12 protein-coding genes are annotated in these 21,233 nt (G+C 47.4%); 8 read left to right on the top strand and 4 right to left on the bottom strand.

Annotated elements, in window-relative coordinates:
- Window positions 1–28: 28 nt before the first annotated feature.
- Both CLV98_RS18600 and CLV98_RS18605 read right to left on the bottom strand, forming a co-directional pair.
- The gene (locus CLV98_RS18600; RefSeq protein WP_109676767.1) at window positions 29–697 is read right to left on the bottom strand and encodes a sigma-70 family RNA polymerase sigma factor; all 669 of its coding nucleotides are present in this window, start codon (window positions 695–697) and stop codon (window positions 29–31) included.
- Window positions 698–922: 225 nt separating this feature from the next.
- Window positions 923–3,775, bottom strand: coding sequence for a carboxypeptidase-like regulatory domain-containing protein (locus CLV98_RS18605; protein WP_109676770.1), 2,853 nt, complete (start codon window positions 3,773–3,775; stop codon window positions 923–925).
- Window positions 3,776–4,233: 458 nt separating this feature from the next.
- On the opposite strand from CLV98_RS18605, the gene CLV98_RS18610 reads away from it, so the two are divergent.
- The 8 genes from CLV98_RS18610 to CLV98_RS18645 all read left to right on the top strand — a co-directional run bounded on the left by CLV98_RS18610 (window position 4,234) and on the right by CLV98_RS18645 (window position 19,116).
- Window positions 4,234–6,492, top strand: a complete 2,259-nt coding sequence (locus tag CLV98_RS18610; RefSeq protein ID WP_109676772.1) for a TonB-dependent receptor — start codon at window positions 4,234–4,236, stop codon at window positions 6,490–6,492.
- A 211-nt stretch (window positions 6,493–6,703) separates the two neighbouring features.
- Window positions 6,704–9,352: a DUF7133 domain-containing protein gene (locus CLV98_RS18615; protein ID WP_109676774.1), complete on the top strand. Its 2,649-nt coding sequence runs from the start codon at window positions 6,704–6,706 to the stop codon at window positions 9,350–9,352.
- Between the two features lie 250 nt (window positions 9,353–9,602).
- Window positions 9,603–10,436, top strand: a complete 834-nt coding sequence (locus tag CLV98_RS18620; RefSeq protein ID WP_109676776.1) for a universal stress protein — start codon at window positions 9,603–9,605, stop codon at window positions 10,434–10,436.
- A 299-nt stretch (window positions 10,437–10,735) separates the two neighbouring features.
- Entirely contained in the window at window positions 10,736–12,208 is a 1,473-nt protein-coding gene (locus tag CLV98_RS18625) for a PhoX family protein (RefSeq protein ID WP_109676778.1), read from the top strand.
- A 131-nt stretch (window positions 12,209–12,339) separates the two neighbouring features.
- Window positions 12,340–13,812, top strand: coding sequence for a PhoX family protein (locus CLV98_RS18630; protein ID WP_109676780.1), 1,473 nt, complete (start codon window positions 12,340–12,342; stop codon window positions 13,810–13,812).
- Window positions 13,813–13,880: 68 nt separating this feature from the next.
- Window positions 13,881–15,656 carry a cytochrome-c peroxidase gene (locus CLV98_RS18635; RefSeq protein WP_109676782.1) on the top strand — a complete coding sequence of 592 codons (1,776 nt, stop codon included), beginning with the start codon at window positions 13,881–13,883 and terminating at the stop codon, window positions 15,654–15,656.
- 109 nt (window positions 15,657–15,765) lie between these two features.
- Window positions 15,766–17,268, top strand: a complete 1,503-nt coding sequence (locus tag CLV98_RS18640) for a choice-of-anchor I family protein (protein WP_109676784.1) — start codon at window positions 15,766–15,768, stop codon at window positions 17,266–17,268.
- Between the two features lie 165 nt (window positions 17,269–17,433).
- Window positions 17,434–19,116, top strand: coding sequence for a PNGase F N-terminal domain-containing protein (locus CLV98_RS18645; RefSeq protein ID WP_109676786.1), 1,683 nt, complete (start codon window positions 17,434–17,436; stop codon window positions 19,114–19,116).
- Here CLV98_RS18645 and CLV98_RS18650 read toward each other — a convergent pair.
- Window positions 19,113–20,360 carry a cystathionine gamma-synthase family protein gene (locus CLV98_RS18650; RefSeq protein WP_109676788.1) on the bottom strand — a complete coding sequence of 416 codons (1,248 nt, stop codon included), beginning with the start codon at window positions 20,358–20,360 and terminating at the stop codon, window positions 19,113–19,115. The genes CLV98_RS18645 and CLV98_RS18650 overlap by 4 nt on opposite strands.
- Before the next feature lie 119 nt (window positions 20,361–20,479).
- Window positions 20,480–21,226 (bottom strand): subclass B1 metallo-beta-lactamase, encoded by a 747-nt coding sequence (gene bla / locus CLV98_RS18655; protein ID WP_109676790.1) that lies wholly within the window; start codon window positions 21,224–21,226, stop codon window positions 20,480–20,482.
- Window positions 21,227–21,233: the final 7 nt, after the last annotated feature.

The following is a 21,233-nucleotide window of genomic DNA, read 5'->3' on the forward strand; positions in this document are numbered from 1 at the left end:
GGTTATTCTTTATAGGTTAATTGTTGGTCTACAAAAACAGGGAGAGGAAGCCTATCCCGTTGAGAAACCATTTGTTTCGAATGATTTCGCGAATGGCCTGTGAGGCACGGTAGATCTGGGTGTCGACGGTCCGGACGGAAATGTTTAATTTCGCGGCAATTTCTTTGATGCTCTTTCCGTCGGTGTGGAATAGCAAATAAATATTCCTCCTGCTAAGGGGCAGGCTATTGACGGCTTTTTCATAATCTTGATACAGTTCTTCGTATTGGGTGATTTGGTCGGGCTGCCTGTGCTCCGAGTCCAGTACTTCGAAATCGTCTTGCAGGGAAATTTGTTTTCCGGCCTCCCATTTTAGATAATTATACCCCCTATTTCGCACCGTCTTAAAGAGATAAGCCCGATAAGAAGTATCAATTTTTTCGAAAGTCCGGTTGGCGTAGAATTGCAAAAATAGCTCCGAAACCAAATCCTCAGCAATGGCTCTGGACCCTACGAATTTGATCGCGTGGGTGCATAGAACCTGATAATACCGTGCAAAAAGTAACTCTACCCCCTTCTGTGGGTTTTCAAGAATACTTTTTCTTATAAACAGTTCGTCATCGAGTACCAACTTCTCCCCACTGGGATTGACTAGTGCGTCTTGTTCCACGGTTATCGACGGCCGTTCTCCTGAATATGTAGCAGCCTTTGGTTTCATACGGCTTGATGACATCTATGAATAGTTGAAACGTTTTTACCTTCTCCATCATAAGACAAGTACCTTGGCCAAATAACGTACAGGCTTTTTGATTTTTTTTTGATTTATTTTAACTTTTTAAATTTAAGTCTTTTTTTTAAGTAGTGCTACTACAGCAGTTATGGGAGTGCTTATCAAGTAGAAAATAGGGTCTAAATCCTTGTTAATGAGCGGTATGTAGGGCCGTTATTGCCTATGAGATGGGCCGTCATAAGTGATGGATAGGTAATACAGGGCTCCAATGGTCGGGCCAGCCGCATATTGAATGTATCGGCTGTTGAAAATATTGGTTCCACCTACTTTCAATCGGAGTGGCTGGGTGGAGCTGCTAATGGTCAATTGGGCATCCACATTCCGGATAGCTGGTACCTTTCCATTTGCCAATGGGCTCAACCAATCGAAAGCTTGTTGCCAACGGTACATCACACTAAATCCAATATTTTTTACTATCTCTTTGTTGCTCAATCCGATATTGCTTACCAAGCTAGGGGTATTGAAACCAGTAACGAATAGATCGTTGCCTTTGTTGGGGATCATTTTATTGAAACTAATATTGGTAGTTAGGATATACTTCAGATACGGATAATAACTTAGCCCTAGCGAGGATCCATAGCTAATTTGTGGCGATTGGGCATTGGTATACACCCGATACCGGGTTTGGGTAGAACGATCGAGCATGTCCGTGATGGCTTCTGGACTGCCAATAGTTCCGGTATTCGGAACGGCCACCTCTACTTGTCCCAAGAAATCTTTATAGCAGTTGCCATATGCGTCCCAGTCCACGACCAGTTGGTTCGAAAATAGTACACTGCGGTAGCCGATTTCTATGGTGCTTATTTGCTCAGGACGGAGCGCCTTTAAATTTGCCGCCATTAACAGCCCCTTATTCGCTTCGAGTACCTGCCCTTGGTCCTTACCATGGTCAAAATCACTTTGTGCTGCCATCATAAACTTACTAACAGACGCCAATGTGTAGGAGTTATCGTTAAAACCTAGTCCGGCATTGACTCGGGCAAGTCCGCCGACCCGGCGTACATTCCCGTTATTAGTAAAGGACAGGGCCTCAAATAGGGACGGAAAACGGTAGCCATCCTGGATCGAAAATCTTACATGATTCCGCTCCGAAACGGTATAGACCATGGCCAAACGTGGATTTATTTTGGGTTTATACTCGGGATTATGGTCTATCCGAGTCGAGAGGGTCAGCTTTAATTGGTCTTTGAGTAGGTCCTTACTGGCCGAAACATATGCCCCAAACACCTGGTAAGGTATTCGTTTACCGAAGGTTCCATCTTCCATGGGCTGGGTTCTTTCGCTTATCGGTCGACTGAAATCTACAAAATTGTTACCGTCGGGAACGATCGAATAAATGCGATATTGAACACCCACCAGCAGTTCTACCGATTTAAGTCTATTGGATAGGTAATATTGGAGATCGGAATGGTACGTAGTGCTCCGTTGGCGAAGGGCCGATCCCCCTGTGGCGGGAGCACCGGCGACATTCGCCGCAATATCCCAATTATTAATACCCGTAATAGTCCTTTTTAGCTCCTCGAAAGCCTTTGTGCCTGGTTCAACCCTGCCTTTATCTGCCTCTTGGCGTGCTATTAGGAATGCCTCTGACAAGCCTGTCCCGCCATCGATATGTTCCTGTAAGGACTTCTGAAACCGTCCCGCCCATATCGCATTGGTGCCGTTGTTGAGGTCCAGGTTGTCGGCCGTAGGCTTCAGGTTGTACGAGTGCCCTGTATCTTCTAAGGTCATATAAGCGTTCCATTTCAATCCATTTCCTTCCAGTGAAATGCGGTGGTTTTGGATGTTTACGCCATTCAATTTGATTTTGTTACCTCTTTGAAATAGGCCGTCCATCTGTCCATATCGGTATTGATAGGCGAGCGTTAGGCTCCTTGGCCAACGGTAATACAAACCAAGGTCCACTTTGCTGGTCTTGACAGTAGGCTCATACAGGTCTTTCTCCCAGTATCCGGTGCGCCTTACGTTAAACGTCTGGGCTTGTCCTTGATATTGAACCGTAATAAGGTTGTTGTTATTGCTTTCGTCCCCATAGCGATTCCAAGCATCATAGGCCGGATGCTTCGCCGTGTATAATTCTGCGAAATTAGGATTGGCCGTGTTCAGGTCGTTGGTGTTCTGATCGGTAGCCGTGTTAGAGATCCAGTCGATGCCTCTTAAATAGCTCATGTTGATTTTAAGGGCCAGCCGTTCTGTAAAAACTTTGGCATAGCGGATCGCCGTCTCAGTGAGTATCGCAGTAGCATGATCCTTATGATCGATATGATTGACCCCGGTTTTGTGATAAATGCCCCAACCTGGGTATAGAAATGGTGACTTGGTCGTTAACAGGGCCATCCCATTGATGGCATTCATGCCATAGGCAGCACCAGCGGCTCCAGGCGTAATAGCGATGCTTTCTATATCGAGTTCAGTAGGTCCCATGGTATTTCCTAAAGATACCCCTAGCGTGGCCGCTTGCATATCGATGCCGTCGACCAGCTGCGCAAACCTGTAATTGTTAGGTGCATTGAATCCACGGGTATTGGGAACCTTAAAAGTGAGGCTCGAGGTGGTCAGCTGGACCCCTTTTAAGTTTTCTATCGCATCATAATAGCTCGGGCCGGCAGATTGTGCGATGGCTTTCAGATTGAGACGTTCGATCGATAGGGGCGATCGCTCCCCCATGCGGGAGGCGGTGATGATAATCTCCTGGGCCTGTATGGCTTGGGCCACTAATGCGATATGCTGGGATTCCAGATTCTGAATCAAAACCTCCTGACTGTCGTACCCCAGGGAGCTTATTTGGAGCATGAAGGGCATAGACACTGTGACAGCCAACGAAAAATGTCCCATGGCGTCGGTGATGGTCCCGTGCCCACTTCCTTTCATCACCACACTTACGCCGGGAATAGGCTCCTGGGTGAGTCCGTCCACCACTTTACCCGTTAGCGGCGGGGAAGCTTGTTGTGCTTGGCTCACTTGGTGGAGGATGGCCAATAGAAGCGTAATTATTACTCTTTTCATTCGGTTGATTGATTAGGCTTGTATGATATTTTGCTGCAATAGTATGAAAAACTATTTAGTCTATGGTGATGGTAGAGTAAAATTATTTTTTATCCCCCCCCTTATCTCCAGCGGCCTTCCTCACGGCCGGGAATGGGCGAGGGGCGTAATGGGGAGGTTCCCCCTTGTCCATGCGTAGACTAAGTAATGCGTGGTTGTTAAATGAGGCCTTTTGCATAGAAAAAAATCGAGGCGATAAACGTCTAAGTGTCCCCTCAGTTTCAAAGCCGTAGGGGCTCTAGGATCAGGTAGTGGAGCATGGAGTGAGGAAATAAAAATTTTATATGGACTTCTTACCTATTAAACTTGCAGGGTAATGGCCATTTTCGGTGGGCCCTAACTGGAACCAGTAGGGCGTTGAATGAGATGGAATAAACCATATTTCTTGAAACATTAATATCTAAATAAGTCAATCTTTAATGCGATCAATATTACTAATAGCCGTTTTTGCGCTGACCATGATACCCGCTTATGCCCATTTGGGAAGTCTATTTGGAATTGTACATAACGGCAATACCCAGATGCCCTTGCAGGATGTTACCGTGGTCCTGAAGGGGACAGGACGGGTAGCCCAAACCAATGTCTTAGGACAGTATCAATTCGACAATTTGGCAGCAGCCGAGTACATCGTGGAGTTTTCGCATCTTAGTTTTAAAAAACGATCGATAACCGTTCAGATCAAAGATGATGAAAGGATGGTACTCCGCACCGATCTGATGACCTCTCAAATCGAGTTGGGGGAGGTTACCATTTCTTCGTTGGAGCCCCACGATCATCAGTTGATCAGTGGTGTAGATATTAAGCTGAGGCCCATCAACAATTCCCAGGAAGTATTGCGCATGGTGCCGGGCTTGTTTATCGGCCAGCATGCGGGTGGCGGAAAGGCCGAACAAATTTTCCTCAGAGGGTTCGACTTAGACCATGGTACCGACATTAATCTGACTGTAGACGGGATGCCAGTCAATATGGTGTCCCATGCGCATGGGCAGGGCTATGCAGATTTACATTTTGTAATACCGGAGATGATTAAGGCTGTAGATTTCAAAAAGGGACCTTACCATGCCGATAAAGGTAATTTTACGACAGCTGGATGGGTGAACCTTAAGACTCAAGATGCTTTGGAGCAGTCTTTTGTGAAATTGGAAGCGGGGCAATTCGATACATTTAGAGCCGTGGCTGGGATCGATTTGTTGGGTCAAAAAGGCCGAGATCGCAATCAAAACGCTTATTTGGCTTCTGAGTACTCCTTTTCCAATTCCTATTTTGATCATCCGCAGCATTTTAATAGGGTCAATGTCATGGGTAAGTATCATGGACACCTGACCGACAACACGGTGCTGACCCTAACGGGCTCTACTTTCTGGAGCCGATGGGATGCCTCGGGCCAAATCCCTGACAGGGCCTATGAGTCGGGAATGATTGGTTTTTTTGGGGCTATTGACCCTACCGAGGGAGGCAGCACCAGTCGAACCAACTTCAACGCCGAAACGGCGACGGTCACTTCCCGGAATTTTGTGATCAAGAATCAGGTATTTTACAGCCATTATGATTTTGAATTGTTCTCAAACTTCACCTTTTTCCTAGAAGATCCTATCAATGGCGATCAAATTCGCCAAAAGGAAAGCCGTGATTTGATGGGATACAATGGAAGTATCTCTCAGCAACATAAGGTAGGATCTACCCAGTGGACCACCACCCTGGGCGCACAATTTCGTCAAGATTTTGTACATCATATAGGCTTGGCTCATACCAAAAACCGCAATAGCATTTTGGAGCGATACAAATACGGGAATATCAACGAGATGAATGCCGCGCTATATCTGGATGAGCAGATTCAGGTGACCAATCGACTGGCCATCAATGCAGGCTTACGATACGATTATTTTAATAATCAATATACCGACCTGCTAGAAGACCCTTCCGTTCGTAAAAGTGCCTCGGAGGGAATATTATCTCCAAAGCTGAATTTTTACTATACCTTCAATCCCAAGCTTCAGCTGTTTCTCAACACAGGGAAAGGGTTTCACTCTAACGATACCAGGGTAGTGGTAGCCCAAAATGGCAGACAAATATTGCCAGCGGCCTATGGTTCAGACCTAGGACTGGTGGTCAAACCTTTTCCAAAAATGATCTTGAATGCTTCGTTATGGTATCTGTGGATGGCCCAGGAATTTGTATATGTAGGAGATGCTGGCGTGGTGGAGCCTGGAGGCAAGACGCGCCGACAGGGGATTGACCTTTCTATTCGCTATCAGATCCTGAAGTCGTTATATGCCGATGTGGATCTGAGCACTGCTAAGCCTAGAGCGCTATCTGCAGAGGCAGGGTCGAACTACTTGCCTTTGGCACCTATATTTACCAGTACGGGCGGCCTGAGCTTACAAATGAAAAATGGATTAACGGGATCGGTTCGTTACCGTTATATGGCGCAAAGGCCTGCCAATGATGATTATTCAGTAAAGGCCATAGGATATTTTGTAAATGACCTCCAGCTGAATAAGCAGTGGGACCGGTACACCGTGGGCTTGTCTATTCAAAATCTATTCAATACCAAGTGGAAGGAAACGCAGTTTGATACGGAAAGCCGACTAAAGAATGAAGCAGAACCCGTCTCTGAAATACATTTCACTCCAGGTACTCCTTTCTTTGCCAAAGTGAGTGTGATGTATCATTTCTAAATAATAGGCCATTAATGAGGGGCGATAAGGCACTCTGGACTATATTTTGGTAGAAATTGTAGAAAAGACACGATTGTAAAGCTGATGGAGCCATAAAAATGTTTTATTTTGCGGTTTAAAAGGTAGATAGACCTCGCATACAATGATATAAGACGCATTGTATGGTGCTTAGTCCAATATTCCTAATTCTTTCAAGTACTTTTATTCCAGCATGTTAAAAATTTCCACTAGTTTTCTTTTCGCCTTCCTTTTATGGTTCTGGTATTTTCCAGAAATGGGCCAACCCAATAAGCCTAGCCTATCGGTAGCACCGGTGGCCGACTCGCTGCCCAATGCCAAAAGTTGGCCCGAACAGTTGAATATCACCAATTTCTCGACCTCTGAGTGGACGCCCAGTCCCGCGTGTTTGGCGGTAGCTCCAGGGGGTGCCGTGTATGTGGGGGTCGATAAGATGGGGTCTCTGGGCAAGAAGCCCGACCACGGAAGCATCGTCAAGTTGATCGACAGTGATAACGATGGGAAAGTGGACCGGCATACCATTTTCGCCCTAGCCGACAACCCTCGGGGTATTATAGTCAATGGCGACAAAGTGTATGTACTGCATACGGTGTTTTCCAAAGAAACTGGCAAGGCCAGTGGTATGGATCTGGTGGTTTTTGAGGATAAGGATCAAGATGGCGTGGCCGACGGCCCGTCCAAGCCACTTATTGAGCATATTAGCAATGCCAATTTCCTTCGAAACAGGGGGACCGACCATGCTACCAATGGTATCAGAATGGGTATCGATGGTTGGATTTATATAGCCGTAGGCGATTTTGGGTTTCATGAGGCTATAGACCGCTCCGGAACCAAGCTTACCATGCTCGGGGGCGGGATAGTACGCGTACGCCCCGACGGCACCGAAATGGAGGTGTATACCCATGGCCTTCGAAACATTTATGACCTGGCTATCGACCCTCTGATGAATATCTTCGCTCGGGGCAATACCAACGATGGGGGAGGGTGGAACGTACGTTTTAGCCACCAAATCCAATCGGGGGAATATGGGTATCCGGTGCTTTTCAAAAATTTTACGGAAGAAATTTTGCCCGCTCTAATCGACGTGGGTGGTGGGTCCGGAACGGGGGCTTTGTTTATGGACGATCCCACCTGGCCCGACCAATTCAATAAAGTGCCTATGATGGCCGACTGGGGCCGTAGCCAGCTGTATATCCATAGGGTAACCGCCGACGGGGCAAGCTACAAACAAAAGGAAGAAGAGTTTATTAAGTTGGCTCAAATCACCGACCTTGATGTGGACGGGTCGGGTCGGTTGTACCTATCGGCCTGGGACGGAGCCGGATATTCGGGTAACCCTGGCAAGGGTTTCGTAGTTAGAGCCGTTCCCAAAGACTGGGTCTATCGGCCATTTGCCGATGTCAGCAAGGCTTCAGTGAAGCAACTGGGCGCCTTGTTGCAGGGAGAAGGGGCTGTGGCCCGACTTGCGGCACAACAGGAATTATTAAAAAGATCGTCCAAATCGGCCATTAAAATGGCATGGAAAGTCGCTAGTAACTCTAGCCTGTCTCCAGAAGCTCGCGTAGCGGGGATATATACCTATGCCCAGCTGGCAGGAGAGCAAGGTATCGCTTCGATGGTGAAGCTCGCGGCCGACCCAGCCGTTCAAGAAACTGTATTAAGGGCCTTGTCAGATCGTAAAGGATGGGCCTCAAAGGTTCCTGTAGAGCCATTTTTGGAGGGTTTGACCTCCTCTTCGGAGCGGGTTCGCATCGCTGCGATGATCGGATTGGGAAGGCTTGATCGTAAGGAAGTAGCCGCCACCTTGCTGGCCACCCCTGTACCGGCCTCTTTTGTGGCTCCAGCCAAAGGCACGGAAGGCCCTCATGCTACGCCCAATGCGGCTATCATTCCCGCACATATCGCTGTAAGGACCTTGGTCAATTTGGGGGCTGTAGATGCTTGTGTAAAGGCCATAGGGACCAAAAACAACACCTTGGCCTTATGGGCCCTGCGTTATATGCACGACCCTAAAGCGGTGTCAGGGTTGATTTCGGCCTATGCTTCAACCGATGCTGAACCCTTAAAAAAGGATATTCTTTCGACCTTGTCGCGCCTTTACCTCATCGAAGCCGACTATGACGGTAGCTGGTGGTGGAGTACCCGTCCCGACACCCACGGTCCTTACTACAAGGGGGTACAATGGACAGCCTCGCCCCAGATAAAAAAACTGCTGGAGCAAGAGTTTGCCAAGGCCGATGACGCTGGTAAGCAATTCTTTGCCGACTTAAACGCCAAAAATCGTATGGGAATTACTGAATTTGGAGGAGAAGAACAGCCAGTGGCCAAAGAAGAAAAGAAAATCGATTTGGAGAAAATCAAAAATAAAAAGGGCCAGGTAGGCGAGGCATCTATTGAAGATGTGATGTTAGCCATCGAGAAAATCCCTGGCGATGCCGCCAAGGGGAAGGAGCTGTTTACCATGCAGGGCTGTATTGCGTGCCATAGCATTAACAAAGGGGAGACGATGAAAGGACCTTTTATGGGTCAGATAGGCTCTATTATGAGCCGTCAGCAAATTGCGGAGTCGATCTTGAAGCCTAATGCTTCCATTTCTCAAGGCTTCGCCTCGGTGCTGATTACCGCCAAAGGGGATAAGTCCTATATGGGTTTTGTGACCCAAGAGTCGGCTACTAAGCTGGTGTTGCGCGATATCGCTGGGCAGGTGTATACCATCAAAACAGAGGATATCGTTTCGCGTCAGGAAATGGAAGACTCTATGATGCCTGCTGGACTGGCCAACGCCCTCTCCTATGAGGAATTTGCGTCGTTGATTACTTTTTTATCGAAACAGAAAAAATAAGCAAGTAGCTCAGTAGAGACATCGGTAGCCAATTGGCTGACCAACGTATCCATTTTAACGGCCTAAGCACCCGAGTCTATCTTGACTCGGGTGCTTTTTTTGGCGCTGAATACCCGGCAAATTGTTTGATTTTATCGATAATTTTTGCATCTTTAGTAAGACATTATTTCACTGGTAATCATGGTGTTTAACGGTAGTTGTTGCGCAAACCGGCCGATCGACATCACCACTACCTAAACAGGACTATACGATGAAGCAAATACTAATCCCCATCGATTTCTCTGAGAATGCCCGGAAGGCTACAGTAATGGCCAAACAAATGGCCGATAAAACCGGCGCATCTCTCACTTTTTTGTATGCTTATGTTCCTTATATTGGCGACCTAACCACCCCGGCATCCATTCCTCGTATGCCCACTTATCAAGAGGAACAGGCAGAGGCCCGACGGTCGTTGAGCGAATATGTTACGGAGGCCCTAAGTGAGGGGTTTAAAGCCGAAAGCGTGTGGGCGACCGATGGCATCTATTCCTCTATATTGCGGGTGGCCGAGGAGATCAATGCCGACCTGATCGTGGTGGGTAGGACCGGAAGTGGCGGTTTTTTGGATAAATTGATAGGGAGTTCGGCTACGCGCATCGCCTTAGATGCCCCTTGTCCTGTCCTTGTAGTTCCTATGGAAGTGTCGCCTCAGGAAGTAAAAAAAATAGTGTATGCCACTCAGTTAGACCCGAGTGAATTAGACATAGCGACGGCAGTAGGTAGCCTAAGCAAGTCTTTGGAAGCCGAATTAAGTTTAATAAAAATTGGTGGGCACGGCCACGATGAGCCACAAGAACAGGTCCAGATAGCGCAATGGGCCGCTGCGATTGATATACCTAAGGAGCAGGTGGTGGTGCAGTCGGGCAACGGCGAAGGAGTTGAAAAAGGGATCGATCATTATTGCAAGGACTCTGGGGCCGATCTATTGGTGGTATCGACACGGAAAAGGGATTTTCTCGAGCAATTACTGTATAACCCCAGCCTCACCAAAAAATTGGTCGTGCATACCCATATCCCTTTATTGGTCTACCATGTAGCTCCCTAGGTAGCTGGGGGCTCAGTCCCGAGCCTTCTGATGGACGGTTTTCTGGCAAGGTTCTACTACCAAGCAGGCCTTTCTCTTTACTATAATCTCCTGGGGGCCCTTCGAGAGGTGTTTGCGTAGGCTGGAGCCGATTGTATTGGCGTAGGGTGGGAACCTCTTGAGGGGTATACTTTCCTCTCGATCGATTTTATTGACAGCTAATCGGCTGTTTTTCCTGTGATTACATCTTTATTCGTTAATATTGTCCTACCCAGGTGATGCCCTGGTGCCCCTAGCTTTTTATAAAAATAAACCGTAGAATGTCTAAAAGTTTCCATCAAACCGCTCAGACGGCACTTGCCGGCCTAGTTTGTAGTGGATTACTCCTAACAAATTGTACATCTAAACAGGACAATCCGGCTGTTGCCCCCGTCCAAATCGTCGATCAGTCGGTGACCCCCGCCTTGATCCAATCTCTACCCGGGTTTAGTAATTTGAAAATAACGACTTTAATTAGTTCGGATGACACCTTGCGCGATTCTCCAGATTTTAAGTATGGTGCTCAACCCGATGGTGCCGCTTTCGTTAAGAATCCCAATGGATCGGGTTATATCATGATCTGTAATCATGAAGTTCACCGTTCGGTGTCGCGTGTATACCTCAACGACGACTTGAAGCCAATAAAAGGGGAGTACATTTTGGACTATGAAGGCGGACATTGGAGGCTGTGTTCTGCCACCTTGGCTACTCCTGAAGAGCATGGCTTCGGCCCCATCTTCCTGACGGCCGGGGAAAGTGGAGCCGAATCGATGACACATGCCATCGATATATTGGCGCCCGCCGAAAAGAAAAATAATACGAGAACCGTTGCCGCCTTTGGGAAATGGAGTGCCGAAAACGCCGTTCCCCTTCCAAAAGATGCGTACCCAGGAAAGACGGTGATCATCATCGGCGAAGACGACAGCAACGGCCAGCTGGTAGCATATGTGGCTGAAACCGTAGGAGACCTCAATAATGGCAAGCTATATGCCCTCCGTCGTGCTGGGGATTCTCCTAGTCCTGTAGAAACCGACATGGCCAATGGTACGCTGTACGATGTGGAATTCGTCCCTTTCGACGACGTCAAAACGAGCCTTGGCGCAGAGCTGCAGGCCCAGACGGTTGCCAAAAAAATGATCCAATTTGCGCGGATAGAAGACGTCGATTATAAAAAGGGGGGGCGTGGTGCAGGCAGAAATATCTATTTTGCTTCTCCGGGCATTAGCCAAGGAGACCGGATAAACCCGGTGGCCGGTAAGAACATGTGGGGAAGGGTGTATCATCTGACATTGGATGAGGCCAATCCACTTAAAGGTAAATTGGAAATACTGATGGACGGTGCAGATGACCCCGGCAATTTTATCGTCAACCCTGACAATATCTGCGTGACTGAAAATTATGTCTATGTTCAGGAAGATGGAGATTCCTTCTATCGCGAAACTAAGCACGATGGTAGAATATGGCAGTACAATATGGCTACAAAAGAGAGTAAGCCCATGATCGAAATGAATCACCGGCGTACCGATCCCGTCTTTAACGCCAAATATAATCCTGCCAATTCCTTACAGTTGAGCTCGTGGGAGTATGGAGCCATGATCGATATTTCGGATGCGGTAGGTATTCCAGGCACGTTTCTGATTAACCTTCATCCCCATACCTGGATCGACGATCGATTCCTGAATGTGGATGGAAGTGGTTTGTCTATTAATAAAGAAGGGGGCCAAACGGTAATCGTTCAGGGTATCCCTCGTTAATCGCCGTTCCTGACCCGGCCAATCCTATACGGTTGGTGCCGGCAATAATTACATCATTGTATGTTAATAATAGCGTAATCATTTTTGTAACCGCGTGCGCTTAGCTTTGTCCAAAAATAAACGCGCACAAAATGTCCAAAAATTTCCAACTCACCGCTAAGTCTGCTATGGCCACCATGGTATGCAGTGGACTGCTCCTGACAAATTGTACTACCGATCATACCAATCCGCCGGTAGCCCCTAGCCAAATCGTAGACCGTTCGGTAAACGAGTCCTTGATCAAATCGTTGGATGGTTTCAGCAGTTTGAAAATTACGACCCTGATTAGTTCTGACGATGTGTTGCCTGATTCTCCAGACTTTATTTACGGTGCCCAACCCGATGGAGGCGCTTTTATTAATAACCCCAATGGATCGGGTTATATGATGATCAACAACCATGAGATCCACCGTTCTGTATCGCGGGTATATCTCGACAACCAATTGAAACCCGTAAAAGGGGAGTATATCGTGGATTTTGAAGGCGGTCAGTGGAGGTTATGCTCCGCTACTTTGGCCACTAAGGAGGAGCATGGCTTTGGCCCCCTCTTCCTGACGGCCGGGGAAAGTGGAGCCGAATCGATGACTCATGCTATCGACATATTGGCTCCTGCCGACAAAAAGAATAAGACCAGAACCGTTGCCGCTTTTGGTAAATGGAGTGCCGAAAATGCCGTTCCGCTCCCTAAGGATGCCTTCCCGGGCAAAACCGTGATTATTATTGGAGAAGACGATGGGGATGGGCAATTGGTGGCTTATGTGACCGAAACCGTGGGCGATTTGAACAACGGTAAGCTTTATGCGTTACGCCGTACGGGAGCCACGCCAAGTCCTGTAGAAACCGATATGGCTAAGGGTACGGTGTATGATGTTGAATTCGTTCCTTTCGACGATGTAAAAACGAGTACCGGTGCAGAACTACAACAGCAGACAGTCGATAAAAAAATGATACAGTTTGCTCGGGTAGAGGATGTGGATTACAAAAAAGGCGGGCATGGGGCTGGTCGAAACATTTATTTCACCGCCACGGGTGTAAGTCAGTCGGATAAAGTGACACCTGTAGCCGGCAAAACGATGTGGGGTAGAGTATACCACCTTAGTTTAAATGATACCGACCCTTTAAAAGGAAAGCTGGAGATAATTATGGATGGCGCTGATGATCCAGGAAATTTTATTGTCAACCCTGACAATATCTGTGTGACAGAAAACTATGTATATGTTCAGGAGGATGGTGATTCTTTTTATCGGGATACCCAGCACGATGGTAGAATATGGCAATACACTATGGCGACCAAAATGAGCAAACCCATGATCGAAATGAACCACCGTCGTACCGACGCTGCTTTTAACGCCAAATATAACCCTACCAACTTCTTGAAATTGAGCTCCTGGGAATATGGAGCCATGATCGATATTTCGGATGTTATCGGCGTTCCAGGTACCTTTATGATTAACTTGCATCCTCATACTTGGGTGGATGACAAATTCTTAGATGTAGATGGCAGTGGTCTCTCTACCAATAAAGAAGGCGGACAAACCGTGATCGTTCAGGGTATTCCTCGTTAATAGTCTTTAGAAATACACCAAAAGGCCTTCTTTGGGGGCCTTTTGGCGTTATTTTATCGTAAAAAAACATGAATAGATTTTCTTTTATGTCTTTGGGGGTACTGGTTTTCTTTTTATTGGCTTGTAGCCAGCAGAAGGAAGAAGGTCTACATGCCCAGTTCGACCGGGAGCTTTCGGAGTTGATAGCCCTTAACGATCAATTTTTGCAAACCATTCGGGACGAAAGCTCCTTGGAGAGGTACCATAATGATTTTTTACAGCTACGGCTAAGCTACAAAAAGGTGGAGGCTTTTGCGGCTTATTTTACACCCACCACGGTAAGGCTTGTGAATGGTGCGCCTCTAGACGAAATAGAAGATTCAGAAAACGCAGTTTTTGAGCCCGGTGGCTTACAAGTCATCGAAACGTATATATATACCGACCAACCCCTAGAGAAAAAAGAGTTAATCAGGGAGGTGCGCAAGTTACAGGTTCATTTGAAGCGCATTAAAGCCTTGTGGAAGGATACTTCCATCACCGACACCCAGGTTTTGGATGCATTGAGGCTCTCGCTGTTTCGGCTAATTACCCTAGGAATATCCGGTTTCGATACCCCAGCTTCGGGCAATGCGATCAGAGAGAGCGAGGTCGTACTGGCAAGCTTTCAATCCTATCTTACCGCTTATAGTTCCGTGCTACCCGATGTCGATGGTATCAAGGTACTCACCGACCGGGCTTTGGGATATCTGAAGGGCCAACATGATTTTAATGCCTTCGACCGGGCTACTTTTATTGTCGATTATATCAACCCTATTTCTAAGGCTTTGCATGAGAACCAGCGCCAAGCCCAGATACCCTTTATGATGACGGGAAGTCTGCTTCGTGGTGATGCCGCTACCTTATTTGAAAAAGGAGCCTTCGACCCCGAAAATTTGGTGCTCAATGATGCCTTAAAAGCCACTCCTGACAGGGTATTGCTGGGTCAAACCTTGTTTTTTGATACCAGGCTCTCTGGTAATGGGCAGACCAGCTGTGGAACATGCCATCGGCCCGACTTGGCTTTTACCGATAGACTCAAGACCAGCCGAGGGATCGATCAGCTTTTTATTCAGCGCAATGCCCCTACATTGCTATATGCCTCCTATCAGCAAGCCCTATTTTACGATTTACGATCCCCTTCTTTGGAGGATCAGGCTTCGGACGTGATCCATAACAAAAAGGAAATGCATGGAGTCATGGATCATATTGTATCGCTGGTAAAAGCAGACCCAGCCTATCAAAAGTTATATACGAAGGCCTATCCAGAGGCGAAAGCCGTTAGCGATATTCATATTAAAAATGCCCTATCGACCTTTGTTCGTTCTTTGGGAGGCTTTAATTCGCCATTCGATGCATTTATGCGTGGGGATAAAAAAGCCCTTACCGACGATCAGCGCGCCGGATTCAACCTATTTATGGGCAAGGCCCAATGCGGGACCTGTCATTTTATACCGCTTTTTAATGGTACCGTTCCTCCCGATTATCAAAATACCGAATCCGAAGTTTTGGGAGTGACCGTAGATGCCGACTGGCAACACCCACGGCTAGATGCCGACAGGGGTCGTGGTGCCTATAACGACTTCCCTCAATGGCAGTATGCCTTCAAGACCCCCACCATTCGGAATATAGACGCCACTGGGCCCTATATGCATAACGGGTCCTATAACAGTTTGCAGCAAGTGCTCGAATTTTATAATCAAGGAGGGGGAGCGGGACTGGGCTTGTCTGTACCCAACCAAACCCTGTCGGCCGACCAGCTCGATCTCACCCAAGATGAGATGGAGCGCGTGATCCTATTTATGGAGGCCTTATCGGATGTCAACTAAACAACTGACCCTTTCTCAGCCTTTTATTATTTATTTGTTAAGTGTTAAAAATGTGTCCATTAGCGGCTATCAGGTTTATTAGATTTGGGGGTCAATTCAACCGAACTCTATGAAACTATTAAATTCTATCGCACTTCTGGGCACTGTAGCCCTGTTTTTCAATTCTTGTACCGATCATCAAATCGGCAACCCCGTTCAGGAGGACCCGAGCAAATTTACGGAAATAGCTTCCATCGATTTGGGTGGTGAAGCAGCCTCCGAAATTACGGCTTACGACCCTACCCACATGCGTTTGTTTACGGTCAATAACGAAAATCAAGCCTTGGTCGAAGTGATGGATCTATCGGCTTTTCCGGCCATTACCAAAAAGTCGCCAATCGACGTGTCGGCCTTGGGTGGAGTTGCCAACAGTGTAGCGGTGTCGGGTCAGTACTTGGCTATTGCCGTAGAAGCGACCAACAAGCAGGCTAACGGTCATATCGTCGTGATCGACCTAGCTACCCTGCAGGTACTCAAAAGCATTGAAGTGGGTGCCTTACCCGATATGGTCACTTTTAGTCCGGACGGGAAGTATATTGTTTCGGCCAACGAAGGGGAACCCAATGACGCCTATACGGTCGATCCGCTGGGGACGATTTCTATTATCGATATACCAAATGGTTTTTCGGTAAAGACACTGGACTTTAGCCATTTGGAAGGTGCTAAGGCGACCTTAATGCAGGATGGTTTCCGCATATTCGGTCCAGGAGCCTCATTCGCTCAAGATATAGAGCCTGAGTATGTGGCTATTTCGGACGACTCCAAAATGGCATACGTAACTTTGCAAGAGAATAATGGGGTAGCAGAAGTCGATCTGATCAATGGGGCTATCCTTCGGATCCATGCCCTGGGAACGAAGGATTATAACTTGGCTATGAACGCCATCGATGCCAGTGATAAGGATGGTAAAATTGCCTTGAGTACCTGGCCTGTAAAGTCTTTCTTGATGCCCGATGCCATCGCTTATTTTAATGTAGGCGGGAACGGCTATTTTATAACAGCCAACGAAGGGGACGCTAGAGAGTATACAGGATTCGTCGAAGAGGAGCGTGTTAAGAACCTAACGTTGGACCCTACCACCTTCCCGACGGCTTCAACCTTGCAGAAGGATGCTCAGCTAGGTCGCTTAAAGATCACCACTACGGCTGGCGATACCGATGGTGATAAGGACTTTGATGTATTATATGGCTTCGGTGGCCGTGGATTTAGTATTTTTAACGCCAACTCGGGAACCATGATCTATGAGTCGGGCAAGGAGCTCGAAGAAAAGGTGATAGCCGCTGGATGGTACGACGACGACCGCTCCGACGATAAAGGTGTAGAGCCAGAAGGAGTAACCATCGGTTGGATCAACCATAAGCCTGTCGCTTTTGTAGCCATGGAAAGGGTGAATGCCGTGGCTATTTACGACCTTACGGACCCCTCGGCCCCGAAGTTCCTACAGCTGATTAAGACCGGTAGTGCACCGGAAGGAATCATATACGTGCCTGCCGAAAAGAGCCCTAACAAAATGGGGTTGCTGATCACCAGCAACGAAGGAGATGGAACGGTTAAGTTTTTCCAGATGATCTAGAGGAATTCGCTAAATAGTATAACCATTAAAGGCCAGGTCGCTGCATCAGTAGGACCTGGCCTTTTCTGTGTCGGTTATATTCTTGCTTAGTTTATTAAAATAAATTAAAAACTACAGGGTGATTAATGAAAATTTGGGTTTATTTGTATTCCAAACCTATGAGCTATGAAAATTAAATTATTCCTATCCCTTATCTTTATAATATTAGCGAACGCCGTATCGAATGCCCAGACGACCACGGTGGGCTACGCCTCGGTGCAGTCCGGAAAGAAGTCGGAGGAGGTAAAAGTCAAAACGATTTACAAGGACGGTATCCTTTACCTTTCGGAGCCTGACGCTAAGGTGCAAAGTTTTATAGAGTATCCTAAACGACGGATCGCCAGCATCTTTACCAATGCCGACGGTTTATATGCGCATATCCAGGCTTTCGACAGTCTGCCTCAACCCAAGTTCGGGGAGAAACGGGTGAAGATCATGGGTTACGACTGCAAATATGCCGTTTTTAGTTCGTTTTCGAATACGATAGAGGTTTGGTACACCGAAGACGCGCCCGTTCCTGGTTCGCCCTACAGCACGTATTTGCCGAGTGCGAAGGCGCTCGTCCTTAAAGTGATGATCAATGGGGGACGGACTTTAGAAGCTATATCTATAGAAAAGGAGGACAATAGTACAGCATTATCGTATCCCATTGCCCAGGCCAAGCTGGTGTCGGGTGCGGAGTTGGAAGGACTAAAAATAAAGTCACGATACCATACCCTTCCGGTGTTTAAAGAAGAGCGGGTGAATTTTGATCCTAGCCTCCCCGTACCGCAAGGGCCAACTTTTGAAGTTAACACCACCTACCGTTTTTCGAAGGGTTCGGTCATTCTTAAAAAAATTACCATCCCCGATTATGTCAAAAACGGCGATCAGGTGTTTGTAGATATGCAATGTTGGTCGGATGGGGATGCCTATGACCGTACTGGATCGGTATTTATGCTGCCTGCCGATGGAGCCGAACCGGGCATGTTGCAAGCCTTGGTACAGGGTTTGGATCGTTTGCCCGTATACACCGATAAGGCTGGTAAGGACTACCAAGGGATCCGTTCTGAAGGGGGCTATACTACCCCAATCGAGCTGATGCGTTTCTTTACGTCTTTTGGAGTAAGGTATTTCAATAATCTACGGCCTATTGCCGGCTACGACTGGAAGCAAGCCGCTACCTATAAGCAGGATATTACCGACCTATTTCCCACCACCAGCAAAGAAGTATGGATTGGTGTGTTTATAGGGAATTATGATAAGGGTGGGCACAAGGTTTCCTTAAACTTAGATTTTTATCCTGGATATGGAAAGCCTCAAAAAACCGAAAAGTTCGTCATGCCCCTGTTCAATACCATCAATATCATGGAGATGTCTGGGCAAAATTATGGCCGACTATTCAAGACGGACAGTCTGCATGTAGACTTTGAACTTCCTAAGAATATTAAAAATTTAAAGCTTTTGTATACCACCACTGGGCATGGGGGCTGGGGTACAGGCGACGAGTTTACGCCCATCCTCAACCAAATCAGGGTGAACCAGCAGCTGCAATTCAACATGGTGCCCTGGCGTACCGACTGTGCCACCTACCGGCCTTACAATCCTGCTTCTGGGAATTTTGGGAATGGAATGTCGTCAAGCGACCTAAGCAGGTCCAATTGGTGTCCCGGCACCCTGACGGCGCCGTATGTGGTGCCCTTGCCTTCCTTAGAAGCTGGCAGCCATAGTATCCAAGTGGACATTCAGCAGGGCAACGATCAGGGCAACAGCTTTAGCCACTGGGGGGTAAGCGGTATTTTGGTGGGTGAGCGCGTGCTAGAAGACTAGCCGCCTAGGGCCTGATTAATATCCCAAAGCAAGTCTTTTGCGTTTTCAATCCCTATGGATAGTCTAATCATTTTTTCACTGATGCCAAGCTGAGTTTTTAGGTCGGTGTCTACGTCGATATGGGTCATGGTGGCGGGGTGTTCGGCAAGGCTTTCAGTACTACCCAGGCTTACGGCGAGTTTGATAAGCTTAAGGGAGTTTAGAAACTGGTAGGCTTCATGCGCACCACCCTGAATGTCGAAGGAGATCATGGCTCCGTTGGAGAGGCATTGCTGATCCTTTATTTCCATAGCACGCCCGTCGGCGGCGGTCAGATTACCCAAGTAATACACCTTTTCTACTTTAGGATGGCCATTGAGAAAGTCAGCGACAATTTCGGCATTCCGGGCTTGTTGGTCCATCCGTATTTTTAGGGTTTCTAAGCTCCTGAGTAGGAGCCAGCCCGTATGAGGGCTGGCCATATTTCCTAAAAAGGTTCGCAATCCCTTTACTCTGGTCATCAAGCTTTTCGAGCCGAGGCATGCGCCGGCGATCAGGTCACTATGGCCTCCCAGGTATTTGGTGGCGGAGTAGAGCACCAGGTCGGCTCCATGCTGGAGCGGGTGTTGCCATAACGGACCCATATAGGTATTGTCGACGGCCAAATACACCTCCTTGTCTTGATTAGAAAAATGTTGGGCTATGGCTTTACTCTCTTCAATGTCGATCAGGTCGTTGGTCGGATTGGCGGGGGTTTCTATATAAACCATTGCCAGGGATTCGGCACAACCGGCCTGTTCTACGAGTCGGATTACGTCTTGCTTGCTTTGGCCCACGGTAAAAGTGAGGGCACGAATATGAAATTTGGGTAGTATTTTTCGGATAAAATGATCGCTTCCCCCATACAAGGGGCTGCTGATCAGAATGCAATCGCCGGGTTTGAGAAACTCCAAAAGCACGGTGGTGATGGCGGCCATACCACTTTCAAAAACGGCACAGTCCTCAGCGCCATCCCAGAGCGTCAGCCGGTTTTCGAGGATCTCCAGGTCGGGGTTGTTGATACGGCTGTAGATCAACCCCAGCTCTTCTCCTTCTTGTTTTTCCCGAAGCCCATAGGCTACTTCAAAAAAGGCTTTGCCTTCTTCTGCCGTTTGAAAAACAAAGGTGGATGTTTGGAAAATAGGGCATTTGATGGCTCCTTCAGACAGGGCTGGCTTATAGCCATAGGACATCATCAAGCTCTCGGGTCTTAGTTTAGTATCCATATCCGATTCAAATTTTTCGATGAAGGTATCCCCAAAGAGATAACCTTCCTAAGATACTTAAATTTGACCAGGATTCAAGGGCACACCGCCCCTTCATTTCGTGGATAGGGCGTCTCCAGTCATTTTGCTTGTTTGGAAAAAAGGGCTATCGTATAGTCCAATAATTCGCTATCTCCCCATTTGCCATGTCCTGGTACCACCACCGTAAGGTTAGGCAGTTGCATTTTAATTTTTTCAATCGTGAAGGGCCATTGTTCGGTGTCGGCATCTTCCAAATTGCCTTTACCTGCCTCCATTTCCTTTACCAAGCATCCACCGAAAAGGATATTTTCACTGGGAATATACCCTACAACATTGTCTAGGGTATGGCCAGGACCATAATATTGCGTGATGGTCGGCTGTTGACCAATCTTTAATTCCAATCTATTTTTAAATCCTCTCTTAGGGCGTTCCCCACCTTTCTTTTTTATGGAGGCGATCGTTGCCCGGCTGGCATAGGAGGTGATTTTGTGCTTATGAAATTCCTCGAGCCCACCGATGCAGTCGTCATGAAAATGAGTAGCAATGACTGCCTTAATCTTGCATTTTTTAACGTTTTCTATCCAGTCGATCAGCTCGGCCGCTGCCGCATTGTCGATGGGTGTGTCGTAGACGATGGCCTCCTGTTGGTCTATAAACACCAGTCCGTTGCAGGGTACATGTCCGAAAGTCGGGCTATTCAAATAAGAGATATGAACGAAGGTATTGGAGCTTATGGGTTCGATGGTAAGTGTAGGGGAATTATATACCGTTGTGCACCAGGCCCTCAGTGCACAGCATATGCAGCCTAATGTTAACAAGACAACAGATAGCAGGGGCCTTTTCATTGAAATA

Source organism: Dyadobacter jejuensis, assembly GCF_003149085.1.
Taxonomy (GTDB): Bacteria; Bacteroidota; Bacteroidia; order Cytophagales; family Spirosomataceae; genus Dyadobacter; species Dyadobacter jejuensis.